We start from the raw sequence: 17,314 nt of genomic DNA, 5'->3' as shown, positions 1-17,314 counted from the left end.
GTGGGTTCTTGTCGCCTTCTCAGGAATCGAGGTCGTCGAGTTCTTGCAGGAGCAGCGATTCCAGGTCGTCGACCGAGAGTTCGCTCAGGTCGTCCGGGCCGGACGGCGCACCGGCCGCAGGCCCCGCCCACGGCTCGGGGCGAACGTCGTCGGCGGTGTCGCCGCCGTCGGGCGCGGGCGCGTCCAGCGGGATCTGCATCCGTTCGGCGAGGTAGGGCACCAGCACCTCGATCGTCGGGTAGTTCCAGATGACCGTGGACGGCAGCGGCAGCTGCAGGCCGGCTTCGAGGCGGTTGCGCAGTTCGAGCGACATCAGCGAGTCGAACCCCAGGCTGCGCAGCGGCGTGCCGACCCCGATCCGGGAGGGCGCCAGCCGCAGCACCCGGGACGCCTGCTCGCGGACGTACGCCTCCATCACGCCGCGGCGGCGCCGGCCCGGCTCGGCGGCCAGGAACTCCGCGCGGGCGCCGCCAACCGCCGGCTGCGGCGCCGCGCCCGGGCCGAGCAGCGCGAGCTGGTTCGTCCGGCCGGCAGTCGGGTACGCCGCCACCCACTCGGCCGCGTCGAACGGCATCACGGCGACCTGCGCGGTGTCCTGCCCCAGCAGCGTGCCCAGGACGGTCACGCCCTGCTCGGGGGTGATCGCCCGCAGGCCGCGCAGCGCCTCCTGGCCGCCCTGCTCCAGCCGGGCCGCCATCCCCACCGCCGACCAGGGGCACCAGTTGACGCTGAGCGCCGGGAGCCCGGCCGCGCGCCGGGTGTGGGCCAGCGCGTCGAGGAACGCGTTCGCGGCGGCGTAGCCGCTCTGGCCGGGCGAGCCGAGCACCGAGGTGACCGAGGAGAACAGGACGAAGAAGTCGAGGTCCTGGTCGCGCGTGCGCTCGTGCAGGTGCCAGGCGCCGTCGGCCTTGGGCCGGGCGACGCGGCGGTACCGCTCGGCGGTCTGCTGCAGCAGGATGCCGTCGTCCAGCACGCCGGCCGCGTGCACGACGCCCCGCAGCGGGGGCAGGTTCTCCCGCACGTACGCCAGCACCCGGCTCACCTCGTCGGGGGAGGTGACGTCGGCGGCGAGGGCGGCGACGCGTACGCCGGCCCGGGTCAGCGCGTCGACGGCCGGCCGCGCGGCGGCCGTGGCGCCGTTCCGTCCAACCAGGACGAGCTGGCGCGCGCCCTGGTCGGCCAGCCACCGGGCGACGCTGAGGCCGAGCCCGCCGAAGCCGCCGGTGATCAGGTAGCTGCCGTCGGCGTGGATCGGGGCGGCGCCGGCCGTGGCCGGGGCGACGGGCACCGTCTGACGGTCCGTCACCGACAGCACGATCTTGCCGATGTGCCCGGACTGCTCCATCAGGTGGAAGGCGTCGTGCGCCTCGGCGACGGCGAACCGGCGCATCGGCAGCGGCCGCAGCTCCCCGGCGTCGACGCGGGCGACGATCCGGCGCAGCAGCGCGCCGACCAGCGCGGGCCGTTCCCGGAACATCCGGTCCAGGTCGACCGCGAAGAACGCCAGGTTGCGGCGGAACTCGCCGAGTCCGATGTGGCGGTCCTGGTAGATGTCCCGCTTGCCGATCTCCACGAAGCGCCCGTACGGGGCCAGCGCGGCGATGCCGTGGGCGATGAGGTCGCCCGCCAGCGAGTTCAGGACGATGTCGACGCCCGCGCCGTCGGTCTCCGCGAGCACCTGCTCGGCGAAGGCGGCCGTGCGGGAGTCCATCACGTGCGGCACGCCCAGCGACTTCAGGTGGGCGCGCTTCTCCTCGCTGCCGGCGGTGGCGAAGACCTCCGCCCCGGCGGCCTGGGCGAGCTGCACCGCGGCCAGCCCGACGCCGCCCGCCGCGGCGTGGACGAGAACCCGTTCGCCCCGCTCCATCCGGGCGAGGTGCTCCAGGGCGTACGCGGCGGTGAGGAACGCGATCGGCAGCGTCGCCGCCTCGTCGAAGGTGATCCGCGCGGGCTTCGGCGCGACGAGCCGCGCGTCGGCGAGCACGTGCGTGCCGATGGCGCGCAGGGCCACCGCCACCACCTCGTCGCCGACCCGCAGGTCCGTGACGTCCGGCCCGACCGCCGCGACCACTCCGGCGCACTCGTCGCCCAGGGTGAGGTCCCCCTCGTCCGCGCCGGGGTAGAGCCCGAGGGTCTTGAGCACGTCGCGGAAGTTCAACCCGCTGGCCCGGACCTCGACGAGCACCTCGCCGGGGCCGGGCTGGACCGGCGTGAAGGCGCGCAGCTGGAGGTGGTCCAGTGTGCCGGTGCGGTCGAGCTCGAGCCGGAACGGGCGGTCCCCGGCGGGCCGCGGGGCGGCGGCGGGCTGCTCGGGGGCCGCCCGGGCGACCAGCCGCGAGACCAGGACGTCGGCGCCGCGCACGGCCAGCTCGGGCTCGTCCGCCGGCGCGAGCAGCGCCGTCAGCAGCGCCGCGTCCTCGTCGGCGAGGTCCGCGCCGAGGTCGACGCGGGTGCAGTGCAGGTCCGGGTGTTCGTGCTGGATGGTCCGGCCAAGCCCCCACAGGGGCGCCTGGAGGACCGCCGGGACCCGGTCGGTCGGGACGACGGCCTGGCTGTCGCGGGTCACCAGCCACAGCCGGGGCCGCCCGGCGGCGGGAACCTCGTGCAGCGCCTGGACCAGGTGCAGCACGCTGTCGGCGACCAGGGTGTGGCCGCGCTCCAGCGCGGCCGGGTCGGGCCGGGCGCCGCCGGCGTCCAGCGCCCAGCGGTGGATGATGCCGCGGCAGGGCCGGTCCGCGCCGAACGCGTCGGCGAGCAGGTCACGCAGGTGCGCCGGGTCGGTCGGGTCGACCTGGTAGGCGTCCACCCCCAGCCGCCGGTAGGTGTCCCCGGGTCGGACGACGACGCAGGTGCCGCCCCGTGCCGCCAGGGCGGCGTCCAGGGTGGTGTCGGAGTCGGCGAGGAGCAGCCACCGGCCGCTCCAGTCCGCCTCGGCGGGCGGGGTGGCGAGGGCGGGCGCCGGCTGCCACCGGATCTCGTGGAGCAGGTCGCCTCCGGCGGGCGTGGTCCGCTCCAGCCGGCGCAGGCGCAGGCCGGTCACGGTGAGCAGCACCCGGTCGTCGTCGCGCACGACGAGGTCCGCGGTGTGCAGCTGGTCGTCGCCAGGGTCGGCGGGCCGGATCCGGGCGTGGCACGACAGCGTCGCGCCGGGAGGCTCGCGCAGCTCGAACCGCGCGATCCCGACCGGCACGTACGTGTCGGCGGGCTGGTCCGGCAGCGCGGCGACCGCGACCTGGAGGCAGTTGTCCAGCAGCGCGGGGTAAACGGCGTACCCGTGGGTCGGCTCCTCGGCGAGCTGGATCAGCGCGGACGCCTCGCCGGCCGTGCGCCAGAGCTGCCGCACGCCCTGGAAGCGGGGGCCGTACTCCAGGCCCCGGGCCCGCATCGCCGCGTAGTGGTCGTCGCCGCTCCGCTCCGCGACCCGGTGCCGCAGCCCGGCGTCGTCCGCCTCCGGGACGGGCCGGTCGTCGGCGGGGCCGCGCAGCGTGCCGGAGGCGTGCACCAGCCAGCCGGAGGACTGGCCGGACTCGTCCGGCTGGCGGCTGGCGCAGCGGAACGCGAGCACACCGGGCGTGCGCTCGGTGAGGGTCACCTGGATCGTGGTGGGCCCCTCGTGGGAGGGCGCGAGGGGCTGGGTGACCCGCAGATCCTCGACGGTGTGGGCCCGCGTGCCGAGCAGGTCGGTGGCCGCGCTCAGGGCCATCTCGACGTACGCCGCCGCCGGGAGGAGCACCTGGCCGCGTACGCGGTGGTCGTCGAGGTACGGCAGCAGCTCGACGCCGATCTCGGTGGTCCACAGGTGGGTGCCCCGGTCGAGCGAGGACTCGACGTGGCGGCCGAGCAGCGGGTGGCCCACCGTCCGCCGGGCCCCGGTCGCGCGGCCGTCCGGCCAGTACCGCTCCCGCTGCCACGGGTACCCGGGCAGCCGGACCACCTCACCGGGGGCCGGGCAGAGGGCGCTCCAGTCGAGGGGTACGCCCATGCGGTACAGCTCGCCCGCGGTGTCCAGCATGGCCAACCGCTCGGCGGAGTCGCGGCGCAGGGACGCCAGGACGACGCCGTCGCCGCCGTGTCGGCGGCAGCTCTGCTCGACGGCGGTGGCGAGGACCGGATGCGGGCTGATCTCCAGAAAGCACGTCAACCCGTCATCGAGCAACCGCTGCACCATCGGCGCGAACCGCACCGGCTGACGCAGGTTCTCCCACCAGTACCCCGCATCCAACTCCCCGCCGTCGAGCACCTCACCCCGAACCGTCGAATACAACGGCACCGACGCCGACCCCGGCGACACCCCCACCAACCGCGCCACCAACTCATCCCGCAACCCATCCACCTGCGGACTGTGCGACGCCACATCCACCTGCACCCGCCGCGCGAACACCCCCCGCCCCGACAACGACGACACCACCGAATCCACCGCCTCCGACGACCCCGCCACCACCGTCGTCACCGGCCCGTTCAACGCCGCCACCACCACCGCACCACCAAACGGAGCCACCACCTCCTCAACCTCCGCAGCAGCCAACTCCACCACCGCCATCGCCCCACGACCACTGATCCGCCGCATCAACCCACTGCGCTCACAAATCACCCGCGCCGCATCCGACAACGACAACGCCCCCGCCACACACGCCGCCGCGACCTCACCCATCGAATGCCCCACCACCGCCGCAGGCTCCACACCCCACGACCGCCACACCGCCGCCAACCCCACCTCAACCGCGAACAACACCGGCTGCACCACATCGATCCCCCCCGGAACCGACCCAGCCTCAAGCACCTCCACCAACGACCAATCCACAAACCCCGCGAACGCCGCGTCACACGCCCGCACCACCTCCCGGAACACCGGCTCCCGACGCAACAACTCCCGACCCATCCCCAACCACTGCCCACCCTGCCCCGGAAACACGAACACCACCCGAGGAACCGACGACGGCACCGTGGAGGGCGGGTGCTCGTCGGCGAGCCGGGCCTCCAGCTGGGCGACCAGGTCGGCGCGGGAGGCGGCCGCGACGGCGAGCCGGGTGCCGTGGTGGGTACGGCGGACGCCGGCGGTGTGGCCGAGGTCCCGCAGCCGGATGTTGGGGTGCCGGCGGAGCAGTTCCACGGTGCGTCGGGTCAGCTCGGTCAGTGCGGCCGGCGAGTGCGCGGACAGGGGCAGCAGCACGGCGTCCCCGGCCTCGGGGTCGCCGGGCTTGGCGGGCCGCCGCGGCGCATCGGCGGCCGTGGGGCACTCGCGGTCGTCCCCGGCGGCCACGGGCGCGCCCGCACCGGCCTGCGCGGCGTTGCCGGCGGGCTGGCCGGCCAGCTCGGGCGGCAGCGGGACCGGCGTGACGTCCTGCGGATAGAGCGCCGGCCAGTTGAGCGGTTGACCGAGCCGGTAGAGCGTGGCGGCGGTGTCGAGCAGCACGCCGCGCTCGTCCTCGTCACGGCGGGCCGAGGCCAGGATCATGCCGGGTCGGTCGTGCCGGGCCAGGCTCTGTTCGACGGCGGTGGCGAGGACCGGATGCGGGCTGATCTCCAGAAAGCACGTCAACCCGTCATCGAGCAACCGCTGCACCATCGGCGCGAACCGCACCGGCTGACGCAGGTTCTCCCACCAGTACCCCGCATCCAACTCCCCGCCGTCGAGCACCTCACCCCGAACCGTCGAATACAACGGCACCGACGCCGACCCCGGCGACACCCCCACCAACCGCGCCACCAACTCATCCCGCAACCCATCCACCTGCGGACTGTGCGACGCCACATCCACCTGCACCCGCCGCGCGAACACCCCCCGCCCCGACAACGACGACACCACCGAATCCACCGCCTCCGACGACCCCGCCACCACCGTCGTCACCGGCCCGTTCAACGCCGCCACCACCACCGCACCACCAAACGGAGCCACCACCTCCTCAACCTCCGCAGCAGCCAACTCCACCACCGCCATCGCCCCACGACCACTGATCCGCCGCATCAACCCACTGCGCTCACAAATCACCCGCGCCGCATCCGACAACGACAACGCCCCCGCCACACACGCCGCCGCGACCTCACCCATCGAATGCCCCACCACCGCCGCAGGCTCCACACCCCACGACCGCCACACCGCCGCCAACCCCACCTCAACCGCGAACAACACCGGCTGCACCACATCGATCCCCCCCGGAACCGACCCAGCCTCAAGCACCTCCACCAACGACCAATCCACAAACCCCGCGAACGCCGCGTCACACGCCCGCACCACCTCCCGGAACACCGGCTCCCGACGCAACAACTCCCGACCCATCCCCAACCACTGCCCACCCTGCCCCGGAAACACGAACACCACCCGAGGAACCGACAACGGCGCCGGGCTGGTCTCCGCGGAGGTGGCGTCGAGCCAGCTGTCGAGCTGGCCGACCAGTGCCTGGGGCGTACGCGCGGTCAGGGCGAGCCGGTGCGGCTGCGCCGAGAGCTGCCGGGCGGCGGTGTAGCAGAGGTCCGCCAGGGCGACGGGGCCGGCGGCGAGGTCCCGGACGCGGGCGGCCACCTCGCGCAGCGTGGCGGCGTCGGGCGCCGACAGGGGCAGAAGCTGGGCCGGTGGGGTGGTCGCTCCCTCCAGGACGAGGTGGCAGTTGGTGCCGCCGAACCCGAACGCGCTGACCCCGGCGAGCGGCTTCTCGTCGGGCACGGGCCACGGCTCCGCCGTCCGCGGCACGCGCAGCCGCAGCTGGTCGAAGGCGATGTGCGGGTTGGGCTCGTCGAAGTGCAGGTTCGGCGGGATCGTCTGGTGCCTGATCGCCAGGGCGGTCTTGATCAGGCCGGCGATGCCGGCGGCCGCCTCGAGGTGGCCGATGTTGGTCTTGACCGAGCCGATGACCAACGGGCGGTCGGCCGGGCGGGCCGCGCCGAGCACGGAGCCGATCGCGTTGGCCTCGATCGGGTCGCCGAGGATCGTGCCGGTGCCGTGGGTCTCCACGTAGTGGACCCGGTCGGGGGACACGCCCGCCGCGGCGTACGCGGCCTGGAGCATCGCCACCTGCGCCTGCGGGTTGGGCGCGGTGAGTCCGTTGCTGAAGCCGTCGTTGTTGACCGCGGAACCGCGGATCAGGCAGTGGATGGTGTCGCCGTCGGCCAGGGCCCGGGACAGCGGCTTGAGCACCACGATCCCGGCGCCCTCGCCGCGGACGTAGCCGTTGGCGCGGGCGTCGAACGCCTTGGACCGGCCGTCGGGGGCCATCGCCCCGAACTTCGACATCGCCACGGTGCTCTCCGGGGCGATGGTGAGGTTGACGCCGCCGGCGAGCGCCACCGTGGACTCGCCCGTCCGCAGGCTCTGGCAGGCGAGGTGCACCGCCACGAGCGAGGACGAGCAGGCGGTGTTGACGGTCAGGCTCGGCCCCTGCAGGCCGAGGACGTAGGAGACGCGGGCCGAGACGACACTCAGGTCCTGCCCGGTCGCGGTGTGCGGGGTGATGTCCTCCGCGTGGTGGCCGAAGAGCTGCCCGTAGTCGTGCCACATGGCACCGCAGAACACGCCCGTCGCGGTCCCCTTCAGCGATTTGGGGGCGATCCCGGCGTCCTCCAGCGCCTCCCAGGCCAGTTCGAGGACCAGACGCTGCTGCGGGTCCATCTGCACGACCTCGCGTGGTGCGATGCCGAAGAACTCGGCGTCGAACCCGTCGACCTGGTCGAGGAACCCGCCCCAGCGGGTACTCATCTTGCCCGTGGCCGTCGGCGACGGGTTGAAGAACTCGTTGACGTCCCACCGGTCGCCGGGCACCTCGGTGACGGCGTCGACACCCGCCGTCAACAGTTTCCAGTAGGCGTCAATGTCCTTCGCGCGCGGGAACCGGCAGGCCATTCCCACAATGGCGATCGGCTCGGACTCCCGAACCGCCCGACGCGCCACGACGGGAGATGGCGAGTCGCCGCCCTCCGTGAGGAAACGGACCAGTGCGTCAATCGTCGGATAGCCCCAGACAAGCGTCGCCGGCAGCGGTCGCCCGAGGTATCGGGAAAGCGCCGCGATGAGGCTTGCGGCGCGCGCCGAATTGAGGCCGTAGCGGCTGAGACGCTCCTGCCTGTCCAGCCCGGCCGCATCCAGGCCGAGCAACTCGGCCAGGTGTTCCCGGAGCAAACTCTCCACGGCCGAGGCGGTGGGCGAATCACGACGGACTGATTCCTGGTCGTCCTGGTGCATGCACGTGTCCTAAACGAGAGAATCCCCTGCCTGAAGGGCGGCACCCGGCATCCTCGCGGCGGGGCGAGATGCGGACGCTGCCGGCCGAGAGGCGGCCGGTGGGCCGGGAGCAGGCGCGGAAGTCGGGTCAGGAAGTGGTGCCGCCTTCGTGCGGCGCGGGCGGATATTCGCAGCTCAGCATGGTTCCGACGGCCACGAGCCAGACGGCCGTCGGCCGCTGGCCGGAAGGGAACGGCGAGCCACTCGGGGCCGCTGCGCCCCCGCGCCCGCACCTGTTGTCGATGGGCGGTTCCGCTGCGGACCGCCCACGGAAGGAGGCTTGCGAGACAGCGGGAGCCTCGGCTGGCGGTGACCAGAAAGGCAGCGAACCGGCTTACCAGGCAATTGCCGTGAGAGGCTGGTCATGTCCGGCAGGGCGGGGGCGAAAGGCGTGATCCGCACGGGTGACGTGACCCGTCGAGCAGGAAAGACATCGCTACGCCGTGGCAGTTCACCCACAGCACCCCCCAATACACGAAGCCAGGCCAACCCAGGTTGTTACCAGCAAGCCAACCCGCTCGTAACAAGCTGGAAAGAAACGAGACGGCTGGTGGCCCGAAGGCCGGACGACTCGTGAGCAATCCGCCACGACCGTGGCGACGTCCCCCCGACGCAGTCTTCAACTGATCGCTCGGCCGGATGCTATCAGCGGGACTCGACGATCTGGCAAGACAGATCGGACCGTCACTTTTGGCCGGTCTCGGCCGATCGGTGGCACTAGGCCGGGACTCGTGGCGATCGCGTCCACACAGGACTGACAGCCCCGCTTGGCCGAGTCCGCGGACCGACCCGTACCCACGACAACCAGCGAAGCCAGCAGCAGTCCAATCGATCAGCACGGATACAGCGGCCGTGGAAGGCCCGGCTCGCCCGGTCCCGGACGGGCGCCTCAGAGCCCGCTCTGTCGGCATCCCGACCGGCCGGCCGAACGGCTCGACGCCAGCCGATCGGACGACCTCCGGACACTGTGCGGCGTCCGCGCCGGAGCCGAACGTCGGGAAAGGATGGTCGGGCTCGACCGGTCTTCCTCGACCGACGACATCCCCTCCGACCGAACGCCCCGTTGGCATGGTCGCACCGGCGCGAACGACAACCTGGACGGGCCGCCGGCCGATTTCGCGACGCGACCCCCCGCCGGCTCCCGAAGCCGCCGGTCACACCCGACGGCAGCCCAGCCGGATATCGCACACGCCGACGCCTGCCAGACCAGCGAATCTCTCCCCCACCCGGCTCGGGTGATCCACTCCATGTCGCCGACATTGTGGAGTTGACCCGAGATCTTGGTGGAAATCGGCCCCTCCAGGGGCCATTTCGCACCAAGATTGCGGAGAGCCGAATCGGGATGCGCCCATGTCGCCGCCATGGAGTTGATCAGCGGGCAGCCGACGTGCGGCACTCGCGCACGGACACCATCGGGCCGCCGCCGCACAGCCGGGAACGGGCCGCCGAGATACACCGGAACGGGCACCGCCGAAACGGACGCCACACACAACGGGCGCCGCGGCACAGCCGGGGCCGGGCACCGCCGCACAGCCGAAACGGACGCCGCACACACGGACGCCACACAACGGGCACCGCGGCACAGCCGGGGCCGGGCACCGCCGCACAGCCGAAACGGACGCCACACACACGGACGCCACACAACGGGCACCGCCGCACAGCCGAAACGGGCGCCACACAGCCGGGAACGGGCGCCGCGGTCGACGGTGCGCCGCGTCGGGCACGACGGCGCGCCGACGTGCGGGCGCCCCGACGGCGACGCGGCGACCGGGCGCGCTCCGCCGCGGCGCCGCCGCCGGCAGCGACCGGCAGCGACCGGCGCCAGCCCCACCGGCGCCTCGGCCGCCTGCCTGCCTGCCAGCCAGCCAAATGACGATCGACTATGTGTCCACCGCCCGGCAAGGTTCACCATATGAAGGCCGGCCCATTGTCCGACGCCGAATGTTGACACCCGGGTAGCCGCTGTGGCAGGTTGACGAATGGCGCGGGGAAAAGCCGCTCGGAAGATTTTTTCAACGGCTTGCGTCGTTTCCGGAGCGCAGCACTCCGGGCCTCTTCCGACCCGCATCAGGGATTTCCGCCGGTCGTCGTCAGCATTTACCGATGATCCTGGCACCGAGTGGAAGGGAGACGCTCATGCGTTACATCCACTGACACGTCGCGTCGCCGCGGCCGTCCGGGCGGGTCCGGACGGCCGCGGTGTCACCTGCCCGCAAACAAGCCCACCACCTCGGAAGGGACGCGCCCTGTGGCGGACGAGACCACCGCGGCGGTACGCGACGCGAGCTACGATCCGCTGGCCCCGCCCGTGATCGCCGACCCGTACCCGCACTATCGGAAACTCCGGGAGACGAATAAGGTCCACTGGCACGAGGCGCTGGATTCCTGGGTGGTCACGGGGTATGCGGAGTGCCGGCAGGTGCTCGGTGACACCACCGACTTCGGCTCCGACTTCCGCCGCGTCGGTGTCGATATCCCGGACACCCAGTTGAGCGTGCAGTCACTCGATCCGCCCGAGCACGGCGCCATTCGGCACCTGCTCGTTTCGGCGTTGCACGGGCAGCCGCTGGAGGCCGTACGACAGCAGGCGGCGGCGATCGCCGCGGACCACCTCGCCGAGCTGGCGGGGCAGGTGGGGCCGGTCGACCTGGTGCGCCGCTTCGCGCGCCCGGTGGCGCTGCGCACGATCACCGCCTTCCTGGGCGTGCCGCCGCCCGACGGCGAGCTTTTCGAGCAGTGGTCCAACGCGATCGTGCGGAGCATGGACGCGGGCCTCGATCCCGCCCGGGCCGAACCCGGCAACCACGCGCGGGCGGAGCTGAGCCGGCTCGTCGCCGGGTGGCTGGCCGACACCGACGAACGGGGCTTCCTCGGGGCGGCCCGGCGGGCCGCGCGCACGGAGGACGTACCGGCGGCGGTGCTGGCCAACTCGCTGCGGGCGGTGCTGCACGCCGGCTACGAGTCGGTCAGCCGGCTGCTGGGCGCCGTCCTCGCCCGGCTCGTCCGGCACCCGGAGCTGCTGGCCGCTTCCGCGACCCCGCACGCCACCGAGGCCCTGCTCGACGAGCTGCTCCGGCTCGACGGCCCGGTGCAGGCCGACGCACGGGTGTGCGTCGACGACAGCACGGTCGGCGGCCAGCCGATCCGGCGGGGCGACGTGCTGGTGCTCTTTCTCGCCGCGGCCAACCGGGACCCGGCGGTCTTCCCCGAGCCCGACGTCGTGCGCCTCGACCGGCGTCGGGGCCTGCACCTGGCCTTCGGGCGGGGCGCGCACGCCTGCCTCGGCGCCGGGCTGGCGTCCCTCCAGCTGCGCGAGGTGCTGGCGGCGCTGCGCGCCGGCGGCCTGCGACTCACGCCGGCGGGCCCGGCCGCGTACGAGCCCACGGCCACCCTGCGGGGCCTGGCCGAGCTTCCCGTCTCGGTGCGCCGGGCTGACCAGCCGGGCTGACCGGACCAGACGGGCTCGACGGCAGCCGCCCCGTCGACGCGTACCCCCGAATCCCACCGACGACCGGAGGTGTCGTGCGTAGCTTGACCGCGTTCCACAAGAGACTGGCCGGCCTGGTCGGCGTGCTGCTGCTGGCCGGGGCCGCCCTGCCTCCGGGTGGCGCCGCCCGGGCCGCGCCCGGCACCGCCGGGTCCGAGGCCGCGCGGCCCGGCGTCGCCGCGTCCCTGGCCGACCGGCTGGCGGCGGCCGTCACGGGCGCCGACGTCTACGCCCACGCGGCGGCGCTGCAGCTCATCGCCGACGCCAGCGGCGGCAACCGGGCCTACAACCGCGTCGGGTTCACCCGCTCGGCGGAGTACGTCGGCACGCTGCTGCGGGCGGCCGGGTACCGGGTCGTGGAGCAGCCCGTCCCCTACACCGACTTCGATGTCACCACGGAGCGGCTGCGGGTCGACGGGGCCGCCGTCACGGACGTGCCGGTGCTGATGACCCGGTTCACCCCGTCGACGCCGGCCGACGGCATCGAGGCGCCCGTGGTGGCGCCGATCGCCGGACGTACCGGGTGCGACCCGGCCGACTACGACGGCGTCGGCGCCGCCGGGGCGGTCGTAGTGGTCGCGCGGGCGGCCTGCGGCTACACGCGGCAGCAGCAGGTGGCCGCCGGCGTCGGGGCGCGCGCCGTGCTGCTGTACTACGTCACCCCGTCGCCGGAGAACAGCTACCGGTTCCACGCCTTCGTCCCGCAGGCGTTCACGATCCCGGTCGCCTCGGTGTCGCAGCGCGACGGCGAGGAGCTGGCGCGGGCGTCGCGCGCCAGCGGCGTACGCGCGCACCTGACGCTGCGGGCCAGCAACGTCGAGCGGACCACGGTGAACCTGATCGCCGAGACCGCCGGCGGCGACCCGGACAACGTGGTGCTGCTCGGCGCGCACCTGGACAGCGTCACGGAGGCGCCCGGCATCAACGACAACGGCGCGATGGCCGCCACCGTGCTCCAGGTGGCCCTGGCGCTGGCCGGACGCCAGCACGCGGTGACCAACAAGGTGCGGTTCGTGTGGTGGGGCGCGGAGGAGATGGTCAACGTCGGCTCCGGGCACTACGTGTCCACCCTGTCCGCGGACGAGCGGCGGCGCGTCGCGGCCGTGCTCAACGGGGAGCTGATCGCCTCCCCCAACTACGGGCGCTTCGTCTGGGACCGGGGCACCGGCGGCGGGCACGTGATCGCCGGCCTCTTCGTCGGGTACTTCGACCGTCGGGGGCTGCCGTACGAGCGGACCAGCCCGGACTCCGTCGGGTCCGACCACCTGGCGTTCGAGGCCGTGGGCATCCCCACCGGCGGGATCGACGGCGGCAACCTGGGGGTCAAGACGCCGGCCCAGCAGGGCCTGTTCGGCGGCCAGGCGGGGCAAATGTTCGACCACTGCTACCACCAGCCCTGCGACCGGCTCGACAGCCTCAACCGGCAGGCCCTCGACACCAACGTCCCCGCCGTGGCCTGGGTGCTCGGGCGGCTGGCCGAGGACGTGACGGACGTCCGGGCGGCGGGGGCGGGGTGACGTCGACCCAGCTGTCGGCGTAGTCGATGTACGCCACGACCTGGCCCTGCGAGGCGGTCGCGGTGTTGCGCACGGCGCAGTGGTTGAGCACTCCGCGTTCGGTCTCGTAGCGCACCCGGCTGCCCCGCACGACGGGGTACTCGCCGGCGCAGCCGCGCGCCGCCACGTACATCCCCCGGGCGCTGTAGTTGTTGATCCAGCCGTGGAAGACGAGGTGGTCGCCGCCGGCCTCCCGCGCGACGGCGACGGTCTCCGGCTCGTCCGCGTCGGCCGCGGGCAGCTCGTCGAGCAGCCGGTCCGGGTAGGGCTGCAGCCACCGCACCTCGCCGCCGGTCGCAGGCTGCGGGCGGCACTTGGCGAGCAGGTCCAGGCAGGCGTTGGTGGCGATCCGGTACAGCCAGGCCCGGAACGTCGACCGCCCCTCGATGGTCTCCCGCCGCCGCCAGGCACGCAGGAACGTCTCCTGCACGGTGTCCTCGGCGTCCTCGAACGACCCGAGCATCCGGTAGCAGTGCACGTGCAGCTCCCGCCGGTGCCGCTCCGCCAGCCCCGAGAACGCCGGCTCGTCGACCTCGCCCAGCCCGCTCCCGCCCAGCTCCTCCAGCCGCGTGTCCGTACTCATCACGTCATCCTTCCGCCTCGTCGTGTCCCGTCGTAGGTGTGACGCGGGTGCGGGCGCGACAACTCATCACCGGGGCCGGTCGGCATGGCTGGTCCGGTGGCGGAACCGACACGCGGTACGGCGACGCGGACTTCTGCTCTCCCCAGGGGACCGTTTTCGGCTGAATCGGGCAGAATCCGGCGCAGTCGGGGCTACGGTCTTCGCGTGGACGCCCGCACGAGAGCGATCCAGGCGCTCAGGACCGATCCGGAGCTGTCCGCGCTCCGCCGTTCACTCGACTCCTACTACGGGCACCCCGAGCGTGACACCGCCATGGACGAGCTGTACGCGCAGTTCGTCCACGCCGGTGACCTCGTCCTCGACGTCGGGGCGCACGTGGGCGACCGGGTCGGCAGTTTCCGCCGCCTCGGCGCCCGCGTCGTGGCCGTGGAGCCGCAGCCGCTGTGCGTACGCGCCCTCCGCGCCCTGTACGGCGGCGACGACCGGGTCACGGTCGTGGAGGCGGCGTGCGGTGCCCGTTGCGGCGGCGTCGAGCTGCACGTCAACTCCGCCAACCCCACGGTGTCCAGCGCCTCCTCCCATTTCGTCCAGGCGGCGGACGGTGCGGACGGGTGGGAGGGCGAGGTGTGGGACTCGACGCTCACCGTACGGTCCGTCACCCTCGACGGGCTCATCGCCGAGCACGGCGAGCCGGCCTTCGTCAAGATCGACGTCGAGGGTTTCGAGGACGCGGTGCTGGCGGGGCTGAGCCGCGCCCTGGCCGCGCTGTCCTTCGAGTTCACCACGATCGAGCGCCCGCTGGCGCGACGCTGCCTCGACCGGCTCGCGGCGCTCGGCTTCCACGGCTTCAACATGGCGCTGGGTGACGACATGGCCCTGACCTTTCCCGGGTGGCTGTCGGCGGAGGCGATCGCGGCGCACCTGGACGCGCTGCCGCACGCCGCCAACTCCGGCGACGTGTACTGCGTGTCCTGACCGGCCGGGGGGTCGCCTGATGCGGTGGGTCTCCGGAGTGCTCGGCCTGGCCGTCCTGGTCGTCACGGTGGGCAGCGTCCTGCGCAACCTGGTGGTCCCGCGCGGCCTGGGTTCGTTGCTGGTACGGGTGCTGTGGCGGTCGGCGCGCCGGCTGCTGCGCGGCGCGGCGGCGCCCTTCCGCAGCTACGACGCACGCGACCGGCTCCTCGTCTGGCTGCCGCCGATCGTGCTGCTCGCGATGCTGTGGTCCTGGCTGGCCGGGCTGCTGGCCGCGTACGGGCTGCTCATGCACTCCGCCTCCGGGCTGTCGTGGCCCGACGCGTTCCGGGAGGCCGGGTCCAGCCTGTTCACCCTCGGGTTCGCCTCCGGCCCCCGCAGCCGGCTCACCCCGCTGGACTTCGCGGCCGCCGCGAGCGGGCCGCTGGTCATCGCGCTGCAGATCGCCTACCTGCCGACGTTGTACGGCGCGTACAACCGGCGGGAGCTGGAGGTCACGCTGTTGCAGTCCCGCGTCTCCCTGCCCGCGTGGGGGCCGGAGCTGCTGGCCCGGCAGGCCCTCGTCGGCACGGTGGACGAGCTGCGCGGGCTGTACGAGGACTGGGAACGGCTGGCCGCCGACATCGGCGAGACCCACACCAACTACCCCGTGCTGCTGTCGTTCCGCTCGCCGCGCCCGTACCGCAGCTGGGTGATCGCCCTGACCGCGGTGATGGACGCCGCCGCCATGCACATCTCCCTGGCCCCGTCGGCGGCGCCGGTCCCGGCCGCGCGGCTGATGCTGCGCTCGGGCTTCACCGCGCTGCGCGACATCGCCCGGCTCGTCCGCGTCCCGTTCGATCCCGACCCCCGCCCGGACGGCCCGCTCCAGCTCACGTTCGAGGAGTACGCGGAGGCGGTGGCGCACGTGCAGCGGGCCGGCTTCGTGCTGGAACGCTCGGCCGAGGAGTCCTGGCCGCACTTCCGCGGCTGGCGGGTCAACTACGAGAGCATCGCGTACGAGTTGGCCCGCAGCCTGGACGCGGTGCCGGCGCTGTGGACCGGCGGCCGGGACTTCCCCGGCGGGCCGGTCGCGCCCCGCCGGCCGACGGACCGCCGGCCGGGGCACCCGCGCGGCGACCGGCCCTGACCCGACGGCCGGTCACGCCGCCGGCCGGACGGGGTCGCGTGACACGGGAAACGCCTCGCGGACAGGGTTGGCGGGCCGCACGGCGTGGGTAGGTACGACCAGGTGACGAGGACGTACCGCTTGACGGTCGCGGCCCTGGCCGTGCTGGGGCTCTGGGCGGGGCTGGCGTACCAGGCGACGCGACCGGAGGACGCGTCCGGCTACCTGCGCACCGCGCTGCAGGTGGCCGCCTCGGCGCACGGCGCCGCCGCCACCGGCGCGCTGGTCGGCCGCCAGCAGCTGCGTGTCCGCCTCTTCGACCCCGTCGCCAGCACCGCCTACGACGACGCCGTACGGGCCGTGGCCGGCGCGCAGAAGAAGCTCGGGAGCGCGCTCGCCCCCGACGGCGCCTCGACCGCGCTGCGCGGTCACCCTCTCCGTGCGTCGCGAGATCCTGCCCGACCCGCCCCTGGAGACCTGGCTGCGCGACGCCCTGGTCGCCCGCATCCCCGGAGCGACCGATGCGGGCTGACCGGTCCGGGGAGACGCTGCGCGCCGGCGCCCTGCTGCGGCGTCCCGTCCGGGACGCCGACGGTCGCGTCCTCGGCCGGGTCGCCGACATCGAGACCACCCGCGACGGCGAGGGCCGTGAGCGCGTCACCGCCCTCATCGTCACCGCCGGACGGTGGGGTCGGCTCCTCGGCTACGAGCGCCACGAGACGGCGGGCCCGTGGCTGCTCGAACGCCTCGCCCACCTCGTCCTGCGCCGCCACCTCACCCGCGTGCCGTGGCGGGACGCCCGGCTCTGAGTCCTACCCGACGGGCCGGGCGTCGTCGAGCAGCCGCCGCACGCGGGTCAGGCTCTCCCGCAGGTTGTCCTCGCTGGTCGCCGCGCGGGCCTCCGCCGGCGTGAACCAGCGCAGCGGCGCGTCCGGCGTCTCGGGGCGGGCCGCCGCGGGCTCGGCCGTGGCCAGGACGAACCGCAGGTCGGCGTGCTCGTGGGCGGGCTCGTCGCCCCTGGCGTTCACCGGCACGATCACCAGGTGCAGCAGCGCCGCGTCCGGCCACGGGACCAGGTCGGTCAGGCCGGTCTCCTCGCGGCCCTCGCGCAGCGCGATGTCGACCGGGTCGGTCTCCCCTGGGTCGCCGTGACCGCCGACCTGCAGCCACGCCTGCTGCCGCTGGTGCCAGCGCAGCAGGATCCTCCCGCTGTCGGGATGCACGACCAGCGCGGACGCGGTGAGGTGCAGGGGCGTCGACCGCAGCCACGGGTCCTCGGCGGTCGCCAGCAGCTCGCGTACGCGGGCCACGTCGGCGGCCTCCGTCGGGTCCTGCGGGCGGAAGTTGGACAGGAGGTCGACGATCGGTCGGGCGACGGCGGGCATGCCGGCGAGCT

Annotated in this window: 7 protein-coding genes and 1 pseudogene; 5 read left to right on the top strand and 3 right to left on the bottom strand. The window is 73.8% G+C overall.

The window, feature by feature from the left end:
• Positions 1-19: 19 nt before the first annotated feature.
• Positions 20-8,119 (bottom strand): SDR family NAD(P)-dependent oxidoreductase, encoded by an 8,100-nt coding sequence (locus ACGFIZ_RS26080; protein ID WP_393423380.1) that lies wholly within the window; start codon positions 8,117-8,119, stop codon positions 20-22.
• 2,341 nt (positions 8,120-10,460) lie between these two features.
• Here ACGFIZ_RS26080 and ACGFIZ_RS26075 point away from each other — a divergent pair.
• Together ACGFIZ_RS26075 and ACGFIZ_RS26070 are read left to right on the top strand one after the other, a co-directional pair.
• Complete coding sequence (locus ACGFIZ_RS26075) at positions 10,461-11,660, top strand: cytochrome P450 (protein WP_393423378.1); 1,200 nt, start codon at positions 10,461-10,463, stop codon at positions 11,658-11,660.
• Between the two features lie 74 nt (positions 11,661-11,734).
• Positions 11,735-13,216: a M28 family peptidase gene (locus tag ACGFIZ_RS26070; protein ID WP_393423376.1), complete on the top strand. Its 1,482-nt coding sequence runs from the start codon at positions 11,735-11,737 to the stop codon at positions 13,214-13,216.
• 229 nt (positions 13,217-13,445) lie between these two features.
• On the opposite strand, the pseudogene ACGFIZ_RS26065 reads toward ACGFIZ_RS26070, so the two are convergent.
• A pseudogene (locus tag ACGFIZ_RS26065) lies at positions 13,446-13,838 on the bottom strand (sigma-70 family RNA polymerase sigma factor); the annotation flags it as partial.
• 204 nt (positions 13,839-14,042) lie between these two features.
• Here ACGFIZ_RS26065 and ACGFIZ_RS26060 point away from each other — a divergent pair.
• From ACGFIZ_RS26060 to ACGFIZ_RS26050, 3 genes are all read left to right on the top strand, one after another.
• A complete protein-coding gene (locus ACGFIZ_RS26060; RefSeq protein ID WP_393423374.1) occupies positions 14,043-14,813 on the top strand; it encodes an FkbM family methyltransferase in 771 nt (256 codons plus the stop codon).
• A 19-nt stretch (positions 14,814-14,832) separates the two neighbouring features.
• Entirely contained in the window at positions 14,833-15,939 is a 1,107-nt protein-coding gene (locus tag ACGFIZ_RS26055) for a hypothetical protein (protein ID WP_393423373.1), read from the top strand.
• 500 nt (positions 15,940-16,439) lie between these two features.
• Positions 16,440-16,727, top strand: a complete 288-nt coding sequence (locus tag ACGFIZ_RS26050) for a PRC-barrel domain-containing protein (protein ID WP_393423371.1) — start codon at positions 16,440-16,442, stop codon at positions 16,725-16,727.
• 3 nt (positions 16,728-16,730) lie between these two features.
• Here the strand turns inward: ACGFIZ_RS26050 and ACGFIZ_RS26045 are convergent, their stop codons facing one another.
• Positions 16,731-17,303, bottom strand: coding sequence for an NUDIX hydrolase (locus tag ACGFIZ_RS26045; RefSeq protein WP_393423369.1), 573 nt, complete (start codon positions 17,301-17,303; stop codon positions 16,731-16,733).
• Positions 17,304-17,314: the final 11 nt, after the last annotated feature.

The organism is Micromonospora sp. NPDC048830 (assembly GCF_043198215.1).
Lineage (GTDB): Bacteria > Actinomycetota > Actinomycetes > Mycobacteriales > Micromonosporaceae > Micromonospora.
The sequence above is the reverse complement of the archived record's forward strand: the minus strand, read 5'-3'. Positions and strand labels throughout refer to the sequence as shown.

Coding starts and splice junctions, on each gene's coding strand:
- ACGFIZ_RS26045 (WP_393423369.1), bottom strand. CDS start 17,303: ATGCCCGCCGTCGCCCGACCGATCGTCGACCTCCTGTCCAACTTCCGC.
- ACGFIZ_RS26050 (WP_393423371.1), top strand. CDS start 16,440: ATGCGGGCTGACCGGTCCGGGGAGACGCTGCGCGCCGGCGCCCTGCTG.
- ACGFIZ_RS26055 (WP_393423373.1), top strand. CDS start 14,833: ATGCGGTGGGTCTCCGGAGTGCTCGGCCTGGCCGTCCTGGTCGTCACG.